Origin of the sequence: Telluria beijingensis (genome assembly GCF_030770395.1) — a bacterium.
GTDB lineage: Bacteria > Pseudomonadota > Gammaproteobacteria > Burkholderiales > Burkholderiaceae_D > Telluria > Telluria beijingensis.
Genome location: NZ_CP132480.1, coordinates 3,003,651 through 3,020,689, shown reverse-complemented (window position 1 = coordinate 3,020,689; position 17,039 = coordinate 3,003,651). Strand labels below are relative to the sequence as shown.

Here is a 17,039-nt window from a genome sequence, read left to right as displayed (position 1 = left end):
TATGGCGGATCTTTGAGCGGTCACAAATACTTTGGCTGGGTGGCTTGACTACCTCCGCGCCATGAAAAAACGCCAGCGTAGCCGGCGTCAGGTGCTCCCGCGGACGCGGGAAGCGGATCGCACCGTCGCAGGCCGCCGGCGGCGACCTGCGCGCTGCTGCGTGATCAGAACGAGTGACGCAGGCCGACGGTGAACACCGATGGATCGGCGCCCAGCGCAGTGGCTGGCGGGGTCACGTTGTTCGACGAGGCGTTGATGCCGAACACGCCGCGGCCGTTGTTGCGCAGTTGGGCGTAGGTCGTGTAGATGTTGGTGCGCTTCGACATCGAGTAGGTGTACGACACCGACACGGTGTTGCCCTTGGCATCGGTGTTGTCCTGCTTTTGCTGCTGGAAGTTCAGGAAGAACTTGTTCGCACCCACGGTGTACGACGCGCCGATGTTGGCGTTGGTGTACTCCGGGTTGACCGCGGTGCCGGTGCCTTCCAGCTCGGCTTTCAGGTAGTTACCCTTGATCTCGAAGGCGCCGAAGTTGTAGCCTGCGCCGAACGCCATTTCCTTGTCGTCGCCTTCGTTCAGGCGTTCGATGGCGTGGTAGCCGGCGCCCAGGTACAGGCCGCCGTTCTTGTATTCCAGCGATGCGCCGATCAGGTCGCCCGATGGGTCGACGGTTTTTTCACCGGTCGAGTAGGCGGCGTTGACGACGAAGCCCGACAGCGAGTTCGATTTGTAGTTGACCGAGTTCGACAGGCGACGGGTCAGGCGGTTGGTGCCGAATGCCGACAGGTTCGAGCCGTACAGGCCCTGGCCGTTGATGTCGGTGGCGGCGGCGACGGCGGCGATCGGCGAGTATTCGCGGCCGACGGTCAGGGTACCGAAGTTGCCTTGCAGGCCGACCACGGCGCGGCGGCCGAAGGTCTGGGTATCGGTAGCGCCGGTGTCGAGCGACACGCCAGCTTCGATGTTGAACATGGCTTTCAGGCCATTGCCGAGATCTTCGGTACCGCGGAAGCCGAGACGGCTGCTCGACTGGTTGCCCGAGCTGATGGTGGTACGACGGTCTTCACCCGGTGCATCGGTGTCCTCGATCGCGATGGCGGCGTCCATCACACCGTAGATCTGGACGTTGGTCTGGGCGTGGGCGAACAGTGGCAGGGACGACAGCACAGCGGCGGCCAGGAACTTATACTTCATGAAGATCTCCAGTTTGGTTTCGACAAGATGTTGAGTTAGCAAGTCAACTCAGATCGACAGCGATCTTATCGAGCCAATATGTCGAGTTCATGACATCCTGACTATGTTGTTTTTACGCAATAGCCCGAATAATATTCTTTACTTTGATGCCCCGTGAACGATATCAGACGGCGTGGCCGGCCAGCGGCAGCACGATGTCGATGCGGGTGCCGGGCGCCTCGTCGCTGCCGATCGTGATGTCGCCCTGCATGGCCCAGACCCGCTCGCGCATGCCGACCAGGCCCAGCGACTGGGCCTTTTCCATGTCTTCGGCGCGGATGCCGCGGCCATTGTCCTGGATCGTCACCAGCAGCTCGCCATCGGTGCGGTACAGGTTGAGCAAGACATTGCTGGCGCCCGCATGGCGCGCAATATTGGTCAGCGCCTCTTGCACGATGCGGAACACGGCCGTGCTGGCGGCATCGTCGAGGCGCAGTTCGGCTTCGTCGGCGAGCAGGGTGCAGGCGATGCCGTGGCGCTCGACGAATTCGTCGCGCAAGCCCTGCAGCGCGAAATACAGGCCGCCTTCGTCGAGGGCGCGCGGGCGCAGGTTGGTGGCGATGCGGCGCAGCGAGGCGATGGCGGTGAGAAGATTGGTCTCCATGCCGGCCAGCAGGCGCACGCTGGCGTCGGGCAGGTGGTCGACCCGGGCCAGCAGGGTCAGGTCCATGCGCAGCGAAGCGAGCAGTTGGCCGAGGTCGTCGTGCAGCTCGCGCGCGATATGGGTGCGTTCTTCTTCGCGGATGCTCTGCAGGGCCGAGGACAGCTGGCGCAGCTGGTCGTGCGAGCGCGCCAGCTTTTGCTGCACCAGGTGGCGTTCGGACACGTCGCGCAGGATGACGGTGAAGATGGTGCGGCCGTCGTGCTCGACGCTCGAGATCGACCCCTCGACGGGAAACAGCTGGCCGCCGGCGCGGATGCCGGTGACGGCGTAGTCGGTGGCGCGCCGGCCCGCGCGGCCGCCGCCGGCCGGAAAGAAGTCGAGCGGGGTATGGGCGTCGGGCGTGGGCGGCTGGATGAAGCGCGCCAGCCGGGCGCCCTGCATGGCGTTCACGCCGGCATTGAACATCTGGGCTGCGGCCGGATTGGCCAGCAGGATGGTGGCGTCCTCGTCGACCGACAGGATGGCGTCGCTGGCGCTGTGGACGATGCGCCGGCCGTCGACGCTGCGTGCGCCGCGCTGCGGATGGCGGGCCCGGCGCAGGGCGGCGGCCATATTGACTGCGCAGTAGCCGCCCAGGATGCCGGCCACCAGCACGGCCGGACCGGTACGACGCCGGCGTGCGTTGCGCTGAGGTCTCATGCGGGATATCTATGGAGAAGATGGCCGCGGGTGCGGACCGGGTCCTCTACATTACGCGCGCGAGGGGGAGGGGGTGTTGAGGGGTGACAAGGTAGGGCATCCTGTATAGCCGGCCTCAAAACGTCATTCCCGCGTAGGCGGGAACCCAAGTTGCATGCGCTGTCGCTACGTTCGATGTATGTGGCTGCGCAAGAAACTTGGGTTCCCGCCTTCGCGGGAACGACGCTTTCAGGCTAAGCAAATGGGCGCGGCCGACCTTACATCTGCTTGAACAGGTGCAAGAAACTGCGGCTCACCTCGAGCTTCTCGGGCCGCCCCTTGACCAGCACCAGGTGACGCCCGCGGATATCGCGCGTCACGCCCTCGATCGCATTCACATTGACCAGGGTCGCGCGGTGGATCTGCCAGAACAGCGATGGATCGAGCTCCTCGGCCAGGTCGCGCACCGGCTTGCGGATCAGGGCCTCGAAAGCGGCCGTCTGCACCGCCGTGTATTTCTCGTCGGAGCGGAAGAACAGGATTTCCTCGACCGGGATCATGCGCAGGTCCTGGCCGATGCTGGCCTGGATCCATTGCAGGTGCTTTTGCTTGGGCGCGGCGATCTTTTCGGCCAGCTGGCTCAGCATCGCCGAGACGCTGTCGTTGACGCTGCCCGCCACCTGCGGCTTTTCCAGGCGCTCCTTGAGGCGGTCGACCGTGACCTTGAGGCGGTCCGGCTCGGTCGGCTTGAGCACGTAGTCGATCGCCCCGCGCTCGAAGGCTTCGACCGCGTACTGGTCGTAGGCGGTGACGAACACGATCTGGCTGCGCTCGCCGATCTCGCGCGCCGCTTCCATGCCGGTCTTGCCCGGCATGCGGATATCGAGGAAGGTCAGGTCGGGATTCAGCTCGCCGACCAGTTGCACGGCTTCTTCGCCATTCTTCGCTTCGCCGACGATCTGCAGCTCGGGCCAGGCCTCCTGCAGGCGCATGCGCAGCTGTTCGCGCATCAGTCTTTCGTCGTCGGCAATAATCGCGGTAGGCATGGTGGGTCTCTTTACAGGTTTATTATGTGTTGATTATTCAATGAAACAGCGGTTCCAGGCAAGCCGGGCGGTGGCCTCTACGCCTGCTTCGACAACTGGTAGGGCACCTCGATCGTCGCGATCACGCCGCTCGGGCTGTTGGCGCCGATGTGCAGGCGCCCGGCGTCGCCGTGCAGCAGCTTGAGGCGGTCGCGGATGGTCTGCAGGCCCAGGCCGGTGCCGTCGCTCGGCACCACGCCGAAGCCCACGCCGTCGTCGGTCACGGTCACGCGCAGCTTGCTGTCGGCCACCTCGGCCACGATCCTGAGGGTGCCGCCTTCGGGCTTGCATTCCAGGCCGTGCTTGATGGCGTTCTCGACCATCGACTGCAGCATCATGGGCGGGAAGGCCGCGCTGCGCAGGCCGTCGGGGATCTGCAGGTCGACCGTCAGGCGCTCTTCCATGCGCATCTTGAGCAGGGCCAGGTAGGCGCTGACCATGTCCACTTCGCGCCCCAGTCCGGTCAAGACGGCGTTGTCGCGCATCTGCGGCAGCACCGCGCGCAGGTACTGGATCAGGCTGCGCTGCATGGCCGAGGCGCGCGGCGGATCGACCCGGATCAGGTGCTCGACCGACGCCAAGGTATTGAATAAAAAGTGCGGTTCGACCTGGGCCTGCATCATCTGCATCCTGGTCTCGGACAGCTGGCGCTGCATGGCTTCGCGCTCGGCGGCCGCATTGGCGACCTGGGCCTCGGCATCGGCGCGCTTCTTGCCGCCGACCAGGGCCTTGGTGCCGAACAGGGCGAGCAGGAGCAGCAGCACGAAGTTCATGAACCAGGTCGAGGCCTGCTTGTGGTAGCGCGACACCTTCTGTTCGGCGGCATCCTCGACCGCCGCCTCAATGGCGTTCGACAATTCTTCGCCGATCTGCGGCGGCAGTTCGATGTGGACCGAATCGTCGCCCGGGTGGATATTGACGCCGCTGCCGCCGATGGCTGGCGGATTGGGCGGCATGGGCGGACGCGGCGCGTCGGACGCATCGGGATGGGCCGGGTCGGCGGGAGTCGCCGGGGTGGCCGGAGGTTCGGCCGGCTCGCTGCGCGGACGGTTGCGCGGGTTGAAGCGGATGCCGCTCTCGTCGATCAGGATGCTCGCTTCGCTGCGGCGGCCGGCTTCGCGCTCGGCGCGGGCGATCTCTTCCTGGGCGGGGCCGTTGAACAGTTCCTCTTGCAGGATGGCGGCGGCGGTCAGGGTCAGGCAGGCGAACAGGAGGAACTTCCACCACGAGAGCTGGGTAACCCAGGTCGCCACCGCGTCGAAGGCCCGGTAGAGCCAGGACAGGATGCCCGTCAAATACTGTTGTGTCGAACTGCGTGCTTGCATGGCAATGTCAATCTGGGTTGGCCGGGAAAACCCGGCGTTGGGATGATGCAACTTTAACGCGCCGGGCGCGTCAGGGCCAGCCCCCTGCGACAGCCTGCAGGATTCGGGGAATGGACGGCACGCAGGCATCCCGTTCGGTGGCAAGGATGATCGGCCTCAAAAGCTACTAATTAGAAACATTGCAAGGTATGATGTCCTTCTCTCATGGCCATGCCGGGACCGTTCGCAACCGACGATGAAAGGGTATGCCGATGTCTGCAATTCCCCACAAATTCCGCCTCGTGACCCGCAGCGATTTCGACGGACTCGTCTGCGCCGTGCTGCTGAGGCATCTCGAACTGATCGACGACATCCTGTTCGTCCATCCGAAGGACATGCAGGACGGAAAGATCGTGATCACCGCCCGCGACATCACGACCAACCTGCCCTATGTCGCCGGCGCCCACCTGGTGTTCGACCACCACCTGTCGGAAACCATCCGCAATACCGGCCGCCGCGAGAATCACATCATCCATCCGGATGCGCCGTCGGCGGCGCGCGTGGTCTACGACCACTACGGCGGCGCGCGCACCTTCCCGGCGGCCTGGAACGCCATGATGGCGGCAGTCGACAAGGGCGATGCGGCGCGTTTCTCGCGCGAGGAGGTGCTCGATCCGCAGGGCTGGGACCTGCTCAACTTCCTGATGGATGCGCGCACCGGGCTGGGCCGCTTCCATGATTTCAGGATCTCGAACTACCAGCTCATGATGGACCTGATCGGCCATTGCGCCACCCAGGACATCGACCAGTTGATGGCGCTGCCGGACGTCGTCGAGCGCAGCGCGCTGTACCGCGAACATAGCGAGCGCTGCAAGGAGCAGATCCGGCGCTGCGCCCGGGTCGAGGCCAACCTGGTCGTGCTCGACCTGCGTGAGGAGCCGGTGATCTATGCCGGCAACCGCTTCATCATCTATGCCATGTTCCCCGAGACGAATATCTCGATCCACGTGCTGTGGGGCGTCAAGCAGCAGAACACCGTGTTCGCCACCGGCAAGTCGATCATCAACCGCACGTCGCGCACGAATATCGGCGCGCTGATGCTGGAATACGGCGGTGGCGGGCACGAAAATGCGGGTACCTGCCAGGTGGACAATGAAGTGGCGGAGGAGGTGCTGGGGGCGCTGGTTGCGCGCATCACGAGCGAGGGGTAGGGAGCCCGGCACGGCCAGGATGGCCACCTCGTCATTCCCGCGCAGGCGGGAATCCAAGGCCCATGCGTAGTGACAGAGTGAGGCGTAGTTGGTAACGCCGGCAAACTTGGATTCCTGCCTGCGCGGGAATGACGTGGATGGAGGGCGGCCGATGGCTACGCGCCGTGCTGCCGCTGTCCCAGTAAATGCCGCGCCGCTTCGGCCGACAGCGGCTCGCTGAACCACTGGCCCTGCATCTGGTCGCAGCCGTGGCTGCGCAGGAACTCCACCTGCGCCTCGGTCTCCACCGCTTCGCCCACCACCGTGATGTCGAGGTTGCGGCCGATGTCGATCAGGGCCTTGGCTAGCGAACCGCCGCGCCCGTGGTTGGCGATATTGTGCACCGCCAGCTTGGACAGCTTGACCTGGCGCACCGACAGCTGCTGCAAAAAGTTGAGGTCCGAGATGCCGCGCCCGAACTGGTCGATCGACAGCATGGCGCCGACGTCGCGCAACTGGGCCGCCAGGTCGCGTCCCAGTCCCGGATTGCGGATCAGGTCGGCCTCGGGGATCTCGATCTCGATGCTGCCCGGCGGCAGGCCGTAGCGCGACATGCGCTCGGCGATGCCGGCGATGAAAGTCGGCCGGCTGTATTCGCGGTGCGAGACGTTGACCGCCACCGGCAGCGCCGTATAGCCGGCGTGGCGCAGTTCGCGGGCGAAGGCGCAGGCCCGGTCCAGCACCCAGTTACCGATCTCGACGATCTGGCCGCTCTCTTCGGCCTCGCCCAGGAAGGCGGCTGGCAGCATCACCCCGTGCTCGGGATGGCGCCAGCGCAGCAGGGCCTCGAAGCCGCGCACCTTGCCGCTGCGCGCATCCATGCGCGGCTGGAACAGCAGGAACAGTTCATCGTCCTCGAGCGCGCTCTTCATGCTGCCGGCCAGGGCCGCGCGTGCTTCGCTGGCCGAGCGCATCTCGCTGGAAAAGAAGTGCACGCCGCCGCCATTGTCCTTGGCGCGGTACATCGCCATGTCGGCCGCCCGCAACAGTTCGGCCGGGGCATGGCCGTCGTGCGGGAAGGCTGCCACCCCCAGGCTGGCGCCGACCGGGATCTCGCTGCCGCCGAAGGCCACCGGCATGATCAGCGCGCGCCGCACCCGCTCCACCATGCGCAGCGTGTAGCGCAGGCTGGGCTGGTCGACCAGCACCATCACGAATTCGTCGCCCGACATGCGCGCCACCGTGTCGCTGTCGCGCACGGTCGCCTGCAGGCGCCGCGCCACGACCTTGAGCACGGCGTCGCCGGCATCGTGGCCGAAGGTGTCGTTGATGGTCTTGAAGTTGTCGAGGTCGATCAGCACGGCCGCCACCAGGGTCTGGTGGCGCTGGGCCAGGTGCACCGCGTGGTCGAGCCGGTCCCACAGCAGGGTGCGGTTGGCCAGGCCGGTCAGGCTGTCGTGGTTGACTTCGTGCTCGAGGTGGTCGGCGCGCTCCTTGCTGGCCGTGACATCGATCAGGATGCCGACGAAGTGGGTCACCTGGCCGTTGTCGTCGTGGACCGGCGTGATGTGCAGGTCATTCCAGAACAGCTCGCCGTTCTTGCGCAGGTTGCGCAGCACCACGTGCACCGAGCGATGCTCGTCGAGCGCCTGGCGCATGCGCCTGCGTTCGTCCTCGTCATGGCCCGGAGAGGCCATGAAGCGCGAATCACGGCCGATCACCTCGTCGGCGCCATAGCCGGTGATGCGTTCGAAGGCGGGGTTGACGTACTCGATCAGGTTGTCGGGCCCGGCATCGTGGGCGATGATCACGCCATTGCTGGCCGCATCCAGTGCGCGCTTGTACAGGTTCATCTGCCGTTCGCGCTCGCGCCGCTTCGAGATGTCGATTCCCATGCCGAACAGATATTGGCCGCCGTTGCATTCGATGCGTGCGCCGCGCAGCAGCATCGGCGTTTCGCGTCCGCTCCTGGCGACGTAGTCGACTTCCATCTCGACTTCGGTATTGCTTTCGAACAGGCGCTGGGACTTTTCCATCGCTTCTGGCTGGTCGCGCGGATCGAGCAGTTCGAAGGCATTCGCCTGCGCGATTTCTTCGGGCATCATCTCGCACAAGCGCTCGAGGTTGTGGTTCCACATCAGGATGCGGCCTTCGGGGTTGAGGATGTAGAAGGTGCCAGGCAGCAGGTCGACCACGTCCCTGAGGGCCGTGGCGCCGATGCGTTCGGCTTCGGACAGGGCGCAGGACGCTGGAGTGACGGTGACGCTATAGCCGCGCGGTACGCCGATCGCATCGAGCTGGGCCGCCAGCGCGATGCTGGCCGCGCGCTGCGCCGGCGCCGGCAAATCGACATGGGTGGCGCCTGCCTGCAGCAGGTCGGGCCAGGACGACGCGCCCAGCAGCCCGGCGGCGTCGCGCCCGACGGCATCGGGCGCCGCGACGCCGAACAGGGCGGCGCATGGGGGATTCCAGGTAACGACCGTGCCCGCGTCGTCAGCCAGGAAGCTGACCTGCTCGGAGGGGTCGAACGTTGACATGTCGGGCCGCCTTTCTCGCTTCCAAGCGCCTGCTGCCGCAGCATGCGCTTGCGTGAAGCCAGCTTACACCTGTTCCGAATTCGCTTGGCAAGCGTTACGTGACGTGCGCAACAGTGGAGCTGCGTTCGAGCAGGACATCGATCGATTTCGCCGCCGGCACCTTGCTCTCTTTCGCGTGGTGCCACAGGGGGATCAGCGGATTGCATTCGGGATAGTAGCCGGCGATGCAGCCGGGCGGCACGTCGTAGGGCACGACCTGCAGGCCGTCGACGCGGCGCTCGACGCCGTCGTCGGCGGCCGTGCGCAGCGCCACCAGGTCGCCCTGCGCCAGGCCGTATTCCGCCATGTCGGCCGCGGCCATGAACAGCACCATGCGGCTGCCGTGCACGCCGCGGAAGCGGTCGTCGTGGCTGTAGATCGTGGTATTGAACTGGCCGTCGCTGCGGATCGTGAAGAGGCGCAGCACGTCCGGGCCTCCGTTCAGGTCGGGGTCGCCGGGCAAGTCGTCAGGTGGCGTGAATTCAGCCTTGCTGCTCTCCGTCTTCCAGATGCGCTCGGCGGCGCCGAGCGGCTTGCGGAATCCTCCGGGCGTCCACATGCGCGCGTTGAAGTCGCGGAAGATCTCGGGATAGGTCTGTTCGATCGCATCGCGGATGGCGGCGTAGTCGGCCACCCAGGCATCCCAGTCGATGCGCGGGTTCGGGTCCAGCGTGGCCTTGGCGATGCCGGCCACGATGGCAGGTTCCGACAGCAGCGTCGGCGCGGCCGGCTCGGCCATTCCGCGCGAACCGTGCATGCACGAGGTGCTGTCCTCGACCGTGACCGCCTGCGGCCCGGTGCGCTGGCGGTCGATCTCGATCCGCCCCAGGCAGGGCAGCAGGTAGGCCGCCTTGCCGTGGATGACGTGGTTGCGGTTCAGCTTGGTGGCGATCTGCACCGTCAGCGGCAGTTCGCGCCAGGCCGCTTCCATCAGCCGGGTCTCGGGCACCGCGCGCAAGAAATTGCCGCCCAGGCCAATGAAAGCCTGCAGCTCGCGCTTGAGAATCGCTTCGCAGGCGTCGACCGTGGTCATGCCCGTGTCGCGCGGCGCCTCGAAGCCGTACTGTTCTTCCAGCTTGTCGAGCGGCGCGAGTTCCGGCTTCTCGGTGATGCCGACCGTGCGCTGGCCCTGCACATTGGAGTGGCCGCGCACCGGGCAGATGCCGGCGCCGGGCTTGCCGATATTGCCGCGCAAGAGCAGCAGGTTGACCATCATGGTGACGTTCTGCACGCCGTTGCGGTGCTGGGTCAGGCCCATGCCGTACACGCCCATGGCGGCGCCGGCCTTGCAGTAGACGTCGGCCGCTTCTTCCAGCGCGGCGCGCGCCAGGCCCGATTCGCGCTCGATCGCCTCCCAGCCGCAGGCGCGCACGGCGCGTTCGAACGCATCGAAGCCGTGGGTGTGTTCCTGGACGAAGGCGATGTCGATCACGCGCTGTTCGCCGTTCGCCTTCGCCGCATCGTCCAGCGCGAAGATGGCCTTGCACATGCCCATGATGGCGGCGGTGTCGCCGCCCGGCACGATCTGGTGGTACTGGGTGCTGATCGCGGTCTCGTGCCCGGTGAGCATCTCGAGCGGCGACTGCGGGTTGGTGAAGCTCACCAGGCCGCGCTCGCGCAGCGGATTGAAGGTGACGACCGGCACGCCGCGCGCCCGCGCTTCCTGCAGCTGGTGCAGCATGCGCGGGCTGTTGACGCCCACGTTCTGGCCGAAGAACAGGATGCAGTCGGTGTGCTTGAAGTCGTTCAGGTCGACCGTGCCGACGCCGACGCCGATCGTCTTCTGCAGGCCGACCGAGGTGCTTTCGTGGCACATATTCGAGCTGTCCGGCAGGTTGTTATTGCCGTACATGCGCGCCAGCAGCTGGTACATATACGAGGTTTCCAGCGAGGCGCGGCCCGAGGCATAGAACACCACCTTCTTGCGCTCGAGCGCGCGCAGGGCGGCGCCGATCTCGGCAAAGGCCACGTCCCAGTCGACCGGGTGGTATTTGTCGCTGGCCGCGTCGTAACGCAGCGGCACCGTCAGGCGCCCGCTGTCTTCCAGGTCATGGTCGCTCCAGGCTTCGAGTTCGGCGAGCGTATGGCGGTCGAAGAAGTCGGGGCCGATGGTCTTGCTGGTGGTTTCCCAGGCGGTGGCCTTGGCGCCGCTGGCACAGAATTCGAAGGGATGCGGATCGGCCGGCTTGGCCCAGGCGCAGCTGACGCAGGCATAGCCGTCCGGCTTGTTCTGTTTCATCAGCAGCCGCGCGTCCTTCAGCACCACGTTCTGCCCGCTGAGGGCCTGCCTGACATCGTCGACCGAGCCCCAGCCGCCGGCAGGCATGGTGGCGGGTTCAACGCGAACGGGTTTTTCGTGCTGGCTCATCGGGTTCTCCCTGCTGGTGGAAGGTCTACCGTAGCCGCCTGCGGGGCATGGCTCGGTGCGTCTGCGCACCTTGCGCCGCAATCGCGGCGCTGGAATGGTGACAAAGCCCGGTCGGCCCGGCCTACCCGCAGTGCATTGCATCGTTGTCAAGGCAATGGCACACTCGATGGATTCATTCCATTGGGAAAATCATGACGATCACGACCTGGCGCTTTGCCTTGGCCGCGCTGCTGGCCGCACCGACGATGGGCCTGGCCCATGCCGCACCCGCAGCCGGGCAGGAAACCTTCGATTTCGGTGCCTGGAGCATGCTGCGCACCACCTTGCCCCGCGGCGAAGGACCGCGAGTGAGCTATTACCTGTCGACACCGAAGACCAAGGCGCCGCTGGTGCTGTTCGTGCAGGGTTGGGGCTGCACGCCGCCGTTCAGCGGGCTGGGCACGGACCAGCGCAGTGCATCGATCTTCCACTGGGTGCCGTTGGCGGCCACTGGCCGCTACGCCGTGATGGCCGTCGACAAGCCTTACCAGCCGGCCCGGCAAGACGGGTCTGCGGGCGACGTCGCCGCTTGCGGCCAGGCCTTCAATGACTATTTTTCGTACGACACCTGGCTGGCTACCTTGCAGCAGGCCCTACGCCATGCGCTGGCGCGGCCCGAGGTGGATGCGACGCGTGTGCTGGTGATCGGCGTCTCGGAGGGCGGGGCACTGGCGGCCGGCCTTGCACGCACGATGCCGGAAGTCGGCGCGGTGGCGCTCAGCGGCGCGTCGGGGACGACCCAGCTGTATGACTTCGCGGCGCGCATCCACCAGGGCGGTGGGTCGGATGCTGACAAACAGCGCGAACTCGCTGCGATCGACACCACGGTCCGGGATATCCTGGCCGACCCGTCCAGCGGCACCAAGTTCGCCTGGGGCCATCCCTACCGCCGCTGGAGCAGCTTCTTCGCCCAATCGGCCGGCGACAACCTGCTGCAATCGAAGGCGCGCGTGTATGTCGTCAGCGGAATGAAGGACGCCAGCACGCCGATCCTGTCGACCGAGGTGATGGTGGCCCAGTTGCGCGGGCAGGGAAGGGATGTGACGGTGCGGCGCGTGCCGGCGGCGGATCACGATCTGGTGCCGGCGGGCGGGGGTTACGAACAGGTGCAGGCGGAGTATGAGGCCATCATGGCTTGGTACGAGCGGAAATAGTGCTATCTACCTGCATCACTTCGGAATGGCCGAAAACGAACGCCACGGGCCCGGACGGTTGAGGGATGAAAACATTGCGACGGATGGGCACTCCAGCACACGATCTCGTTCCCTTCATAGCCGGCGCGCGTGAGCAGTGCTACTGCTAACTTACTCGTACAGTAAGTACGAACTGGACCGATGGAACATTGACGCAATAATGCAAGATCCTCGACGATGTCTTCCATCACGCCTTTTTTCTTCCGCTCGTTCTCCGGCCATTTATCGTCAGAGCTGCCAGTCCCTGCCGGACGAAGATAGGGTAGCTGATTGTGAAAAATGAACGCGCCGCCGTCATTCTGGATGTAATTAGCTGCATCAGTCCGGTCGACCATGTCTACCCATGACTCCTTGCTAGTCTTGCTATTTTTTCTTGTCTGCCAAAGAATCCATGCCCAGATTCTGTGCCAGAAAGGGTCTCGATCCACAAAGGGATTGGAAAGATAGTAGGCCCAGTCACCAACGTCCGCCAGCGCGGCGACATCATAAAAATCCAGGCCCAGGAAAATATAGGTGTGAGTAGGCTTCCGGGTCAGGCAAGACATTGTCCAATCAGTGTAGGGATTCAGCCCATGAGGCAGGCCACGAGAACGGTGACTGAAGATGGGCCGAAAAGCGGCATTGCCCAATCTCTTTGCTTCGACAGCATTGACCAGTTGCAGTTGTGCCTCGACAGGATCGAATAGCCCAAGCTCTCCTGTCGTCAATTCCATCACGCCATTCGCGTCGCCGTATCTCTCGCTTCTTCGAATTTGTGCCAGCAGGCCTGTCAGGTTGGCCCAGCGATAGCCCTGCTCGGCACGCGCCGCGAATTCGGCCAGGTCAGGATGAGGAACGTTCATCGTGTACATTTAGTGGTTGTATATGGATAAAAAAAGCCACGGCATTGCCGTGGCTTTCCTGGAAGGGTTGCTCTACTTAACTTCTGCGCTTACGCCGCCACGACTTCCTGCTTTTCCGGCAGCGCGATCTCGTTGTTCACGCTGAACTGGTAATCCTTGAACACGTGCTCCGCGCTCAGGATCTGGTAGTTGCCGTCCGCCAGCAGGTGCGAGGTGTCCTTCAGGCGGTAGGTATAGTGGCCGCAAGTCCAGCAATTGAAGTTGCGCATATGCGTGCACAGGCAGGTCTTGTCCATCACGACCACTTTCTTCTGGTCCGGATGGGCCTGCACCTCGCGGTTGTACGAGTTGATGTAGGCGCAGTTGCCGGTGGCGTCGAGCAGGTAGCCATACGATTCGCAGCCGGGGCGGATGCCGGAGCCGATCGCCGGCGTGTTCTTGAGCATGCGCATCGGATAGCCGGTCGGCGAGACGCCGTTGACTTCGATATCGTCTTCGCCGGCGCGGAAGTATTCCTGCTTCACGCTATCCGGCAGGCCGCATTCGTGGGTCACGGTGAAGCGGGTCGCCACCTGCACGCCGGCCGCGCCTTTTTCCATGAAGCCAGCCGCATCCGAACCCGTAAACACGCCGCCGGCGGCGATCACCGGGATGCCTAGCTGCTCGGCCTGCATGAAGGCGTGGATCTCGTCCATGATGGTGTGCAGGTCGTACTGCTTCCAGTCATCGAGGCCGAAACCCAGGTGGCCGCCGGCCAGCGGGCCTTCGACGATCACGAAATCGGGCTTGCGGTCCAGGCGCGAGACTTTCTTGAGGAACAGTTGCAGCGCGCGCACCGAGGACACGATGATGCCCAGGTGGGCATCGCGGAAGCGCGGGTGGTCCTTGATCAGCTCGAACGAACCCAGGTGCAGGCCGGCCGACAGGGTGATGCCGTCGATGCCGGCGTCGAGGGCAGCGCCCAGGCGCACGCGCAGGGTTTCCTTCGGCGCGTTCATGGTCAGCTTTTCCATGCAATTGACGTAGATAAGGCCATCGCCTTTCTTCGCTTCCATGGTGGCGCCGACGTGGCGACGGGTCGCCTCGGCCAGGTGGTCCAGGTCGAACTGGACCACGGCCTTGTTCATATTATTGATGTTGAACTTGTAGGTCTTTGTCTTGTCTTTTACGAAGGTGGTGTCGAACTTGCGGTCGGACACGTCCTGCGACATGGCGTCGGAGATATGACCGATACCACCGAGGCGGGCCGCTTCCAGGGCCAGCTCGGACGTCGAGATATCCACGCCCATTCCGCCGATCATGATGGGCACATATTCCTTGTTGCCCATACGTAGGCGGAAATCATCAACACGTTTCATTGCTATCCTTAGACTACCAATTCTGCCCGGGGTTGCCGCGGCGCGCGCGTCAAGAATTGCGCGCGAAGTTCGCACGGCGCCATTCTACTCCAAGCGATGCAAGGCGCCGCGCTTCCTGTTTGCGGGCGCCTCGCTCTCCAGGCCGGTCATGCCGGCCACGATGCGATGCGTTAACTAAAAATCTAATTAGTCGCGGAAATTATTGAATGCCAGCGGCAGGTCCTGCACGTCCTTGCGCAGCATCGCCATCGCCGTCTGCAGGTCGTCGCGCTTGGCGCCGGTGATGCGCACCGATTCGCCCTGGATACTGGCCTGCACCTTCATCTTGCTTTCCTTGACCAGCTTGGTGATCTTCTTCGCGTCTTCGGTCTCGATGCCGTTGCGCACCTTGATCACCTGCTTGACCTTGTCGCCGCCGATCTTCTCGACCTTGCCTTCGTCGAGGAAGCGCACGTCGACCTTGCGCTTCGACATCTTGTTGATGAGCACGTCCTTGACCTGGCCGAGCTGGAAGTCGGAATCGGCGAGCAGGGTCAGTTCACGCTCTTTTTGTTCGACATTGGCTGAGCTGCCCTTGAAGTCGAAGCGGGTCGTGATTTCTTTGTTCGATTGTTCGACCGCATTCTTTACTTCGACCATGTCTGCTTCGCAGACCACATCAAACGATGGCATGGAGAGTCCTTTTCTGATATTGCATTAGATGAATCCCTCTATTTTAGCGGACAACGGCCCGAATCGCGACCGTTTTGCCCTTCCAGAAAGGAGGGGAAGCGTGAACCACTATAATGAAACGACATTTTCATTCGTCCAAGACATGCATCCAGACCTGCCCATCGTCCACGACCAGCCGCTCGCCGGCCTGAACACCTTCCGCATCCCCGCCCGCGCCCGCCATTACCTGCGCGTCACCGGCGCCGCGCAACTGGCCGCGGTGCGGGCCGATCCCGCCCTGGCCGGCCTGCCGCGCCTGGTGCTGGGCGGCGGCAGCAACCTGCTGTTCACGCAAGACGTCGACGGCCTGGTGCTGCACATGAGCGGCCAGGGCCGCGCCATCCTGGGCGAGCACGACGGCAAGATCCTGGTGCGGGCCCAGGCCGGCGAAAACTGGCACGCCTTCGTCGGCTACACGCTGGAGCAGGGCCTGGGCGGGCTGGAAAACCTGTCCCTGATCCCGGGCACCGTGGGCGCCGCGCCGATCCAGAACGTGGGCGCGTATGGCGTCGAGACCAAAGACGTGTTCCACAGCCTCACCGCCTTCGACATGGCCAGCGGCGATCTGCGCACGCTGGACGCCGCCGCCTGCCGCTTCGGCTACCGCGACAGCATCTTCAAGCATGCCGAAGGGCGCGACCTGATCGTGCTGGACGTCACCTTCGCCCTGCCGGCGGCCTGGGCGCCGAACCTGCGCTACGCCGAGCTGGCCAATGCCGCGCATGAGGCAGGCCTGGCGGCGCCGACGCCGCGCGAGGTCGGCGCGCTGGTCGAGGCGATCCGCCGCCGCAAGCTGCCCGACCCGGCCGAGATCGGCAATGCGGGCAGCTTCTTCAAGAACCCGGTGGTCTCCAGCAGGGAGTGCGCGCGCCTGCTCGAGACCTACCCGAACCTGGTCCACCACCGCCAGCCGGACGGCAGCGAAAAGCTGGCCGCGGGCTGGCTGATCGACCAGTGCGGCTGGAAAGGGCGCCATATCGGCCCGGCCGGTGTCTATCACAAGCAGGCGCTGGTGCTGGTGAACCTGGGCGATGCGCAGGGGACCGACGTGGTTCGCCTCGCCCAGGCGATCCAGGCCGACGTCGCCGCGCGCTACGGCGTGGCGCTCGAACCCGAACCCGTATTCATCTGAATGTGAGGAAGCGAGCATGAAGAAGGCAATCGTCACTGGCCACACCCGTGGCCTCGGGGCCGCCATCGCGGCCGAGTTGCAGGGGCGCGGCATCGCCGTGCTGGGCATGGCGCGCGGCCGTTCGCCGCTGGCCGGGATCGAACAGGCCGAAGTCGACCTGGCCGACCCGGCCGCCCTGCAAGCCTGGCTGGCGGGCGACGCCTTGCGCGCTTACCTGCTTGATGCCGACAACGCCTTCCTGGTCAATAACGCGGGTGTGGTCACGCCGGTCGGCCCGCTCGCCGCGCAAGACCCGGCGGACGTGCTGCGCGCGGTGACGCTCAACGTCGCGGCGCCGCTGGCGCTGGCGGCGGCCTTCGTGCGGGCCGCCCCCCTGGCCGCGCGGCGCATCCTGCACGTCTCGAGCGGCGCTGCGCGCAGTGCCTATCCCGGCTGGGCCGTGTACGGCGCCACCAAGGCGGCGCTCGACCACCACGCGCGCGCGGTGCTGCTCGACGGCGACCTGCGGGTGCGCGCCTGCAGCCTGGCGCCGGGCGTGATCGACACCGATATGCAGGCCGCGATCCGCGCCACACCCGGCAGCGACTTTCCGCTGCGCCAGCGCTTCGTCGACCTGAAGGAGGGCGGCGCGCTCGATTCGCCCGAGGATTGCGCGCGCAAGCTGGCCGACTACCTGCTGGCGCCCGGCTTCGGCAGCGAACCGGTGGACGACCTCCGTAACTAGTTG

General features: G+C 65.0%; 13 protein-coding genes. 4 read left to right on the top strand and 9 right to left on the bottom strand.

The window, feature by feature from the left end:
- Positions 1–164: 164 nt before the first annotated feature.
- The 4 genes from Q9246_RS13370 to Q9246_RS13355 all read right to left on the bottom strand — a co-directional run bounded on the left by Q9246_RS13370 (position 165) and on the right by Q9246_RS13355 (position 4,924).
- Complete coding sequence (locus Q9246_RS13370; RefSeq protein ID WP_306391051.1) at positions 165–1,193, bottom strand: porin; 1,029 nt, start codon at positions 1,191–1,193, stop codon at positions 165–167.
- A gap of 163 nt (positions 1,194–1,356) precedes the next feature.
- The gene (locus tag Q9246_RS13365; RefSeq protein ID WP_306391050.1) at positions 1,357–2,535 is read right to left on the bottom strand and encodes a PAS domain-containing sensor histidine kinase; all 1,179 of its coding nucleotides are present in this window, start codon (positions 2,533–2,535) and stop codon (positions 1,357–1,359) included.
- A 257-nt stretch (positions 2,536–2,792) separates the two neighbouring features.
- On the bottom strand, positions 2,793–3,560 hold the full coding sequence (locus Q9246_RS13360; RefSeq protein ID WP_306391049.1) for a LytR/AlgR family response regulator transcription factor: 768 nt from the start codon (positions 3,558–3,560) through the stop codon (positions 2,793–2,795).
- A gap of 77 nt (positions 3,561–3,637) precedes the next feature.
- Positions 3,638–4,924 carry a sensor histidine kinase gene (locus Q9246_RS13355; RefSeq protein WP_306391048.1) on the bottom strand — a complete coding sequence of 429 codons (1,287 nt, stop codon included), beginning with the start codon at positions 4,922–4,924 and terminating at the stop codon, positions 3,638–3,640.
- A gap of 251 nt (positions 4,925–5,175) precedes the next feature.
- Here Q9246_RS13355 and Q9246_RS13350 point away from each other — a divergent pair, with 251 nt between their 5' ends.
- Positions 5,176–6,114: an exopolyphosphatase gene (locus Q9246_RS13350; protein WP_306398164.1), complete on the top strand. Its 939-nt coding sequence runs from the start codon at positions 5,176–5,178 to the stop codon at positions 6,112–6,114.
- Positions 6,115–6,269: 155 nt separating this feature from the next.
- Here the strand turns inward: Q9246_RS13350 and Q9246_RS13345 are convergent, their stop codons facing one another.
- Positions 6,270–8,630: a putative bifunctional diguanylate cyclase/phosphodiesterase gene (locus Q9246_RS13345; protein ID WP_306391047.1), complete on the bottom strand. Its 2,361-nt coding sequence runs from the start codon at positions 8,628–8,630 to the stop codon at positions 6,270–6,272.
- A 94-nt stretch (positions 8,631–8,724) separates the two neighbouring features.
- Positions 8,725–11,037: an FdhF/YdeP family oxidoreductase gene (locus Q9246_RS13340; RefSeq protein WP_306391046.1), complete on the bottom strand. Its 2,313-nt coding sequence runs from the start codon at positions 11,035–11,037 to the stop codon at positions 8,725–8,727.
- Between the two features lie 191 nt (positions 11,038–11,228).
- Here Q9246_RS13340 and Q9246_RS13335 point away from each other — a divergent pair, with 191 nt between their 5' ends.
- Positions 11,229–12,230, top strand: a complete 1,002-nt coding sequence (locus Q9246_RS13335; RefSeq protein WP_306398040.1) for an alpha/beta hydrolase family protein — start codon at positions 11,229–11,231, stop codon at positions 12,228–12,230.
- A gap of 2 nt (positions 12,231–12,232) precedes the next feature.
- On the opposite strand, the gene Q9246_RS13330 is transcribed toward Q9246_RS13335, so the two are convergent.
- The 3 genes from Q9246_RS13330 to Q9246_RS13320 form a co-directional block, all read right to left on the bottom strand.
- Complete coding sequence (locus tag Q9246_RS13330) at positions 12,233–13,120, bottom strand: hypothetical protein (protein ID WP_306398038.1); 888 nt, start codon at positions 13,118–13,120, stop codon at positions 12,233–12,235.
- Positions 13,121–13,200: 80 nt separating this feature from the next.
- Entirely contained in the window at positions 13,201–14,469 is a 1,269-nt protein-coding gene (locus tag Q9246_RS13325) for a nitronate monooxygenase (RefSeq protein ID WP_306398036.1), read from the bottom strand.
- Between the two features lie 186 nt (positions 14,470–14,655).
- Positions 14,656–15,141, bottom strand: coding sequence for a YajQ family cyclic di-GMP-binding protein (locus tag Q9246_RS13320; protein WP_306398034.1), 486 nt, complete (start codon positions 15,139–15,141; stop codon positions 14,656–14,658).
- A gap of 142 nt (positions 15,142–15,283) precedes the next feature.
- Here Q9246_RS13320 and murB point away from each other — a divergent pair, with 142 nt between their 5' ends.
- Positions 15,284–16,312 (top strand): UDP-N-acetylmuramate dehydrogenase, encoded by a 1,029-nt coding sequence (gene murB, locus Q9246_RS13315; RefSeq protein WP_306398032.1) that lies wholly within the window; start codon positions 15,284–15,286, stop codon positions 16,310–16,312.
- A gap of 16 nt (positions 16,313–16,328) precedes the next feature.
- Positions 16,329–17,036, top strand: a complete 708-nt coding sequence (locus tag Q9246_RS13310; RefSeq protein ID WP_306398030.1) for an SDR family oxidoreductase — start codon at positions 16,329–16,331, stop codon at positions 17,034–17,036.
- Positions 17,037–17,039 lie beyond the last annotated feature (3 nt).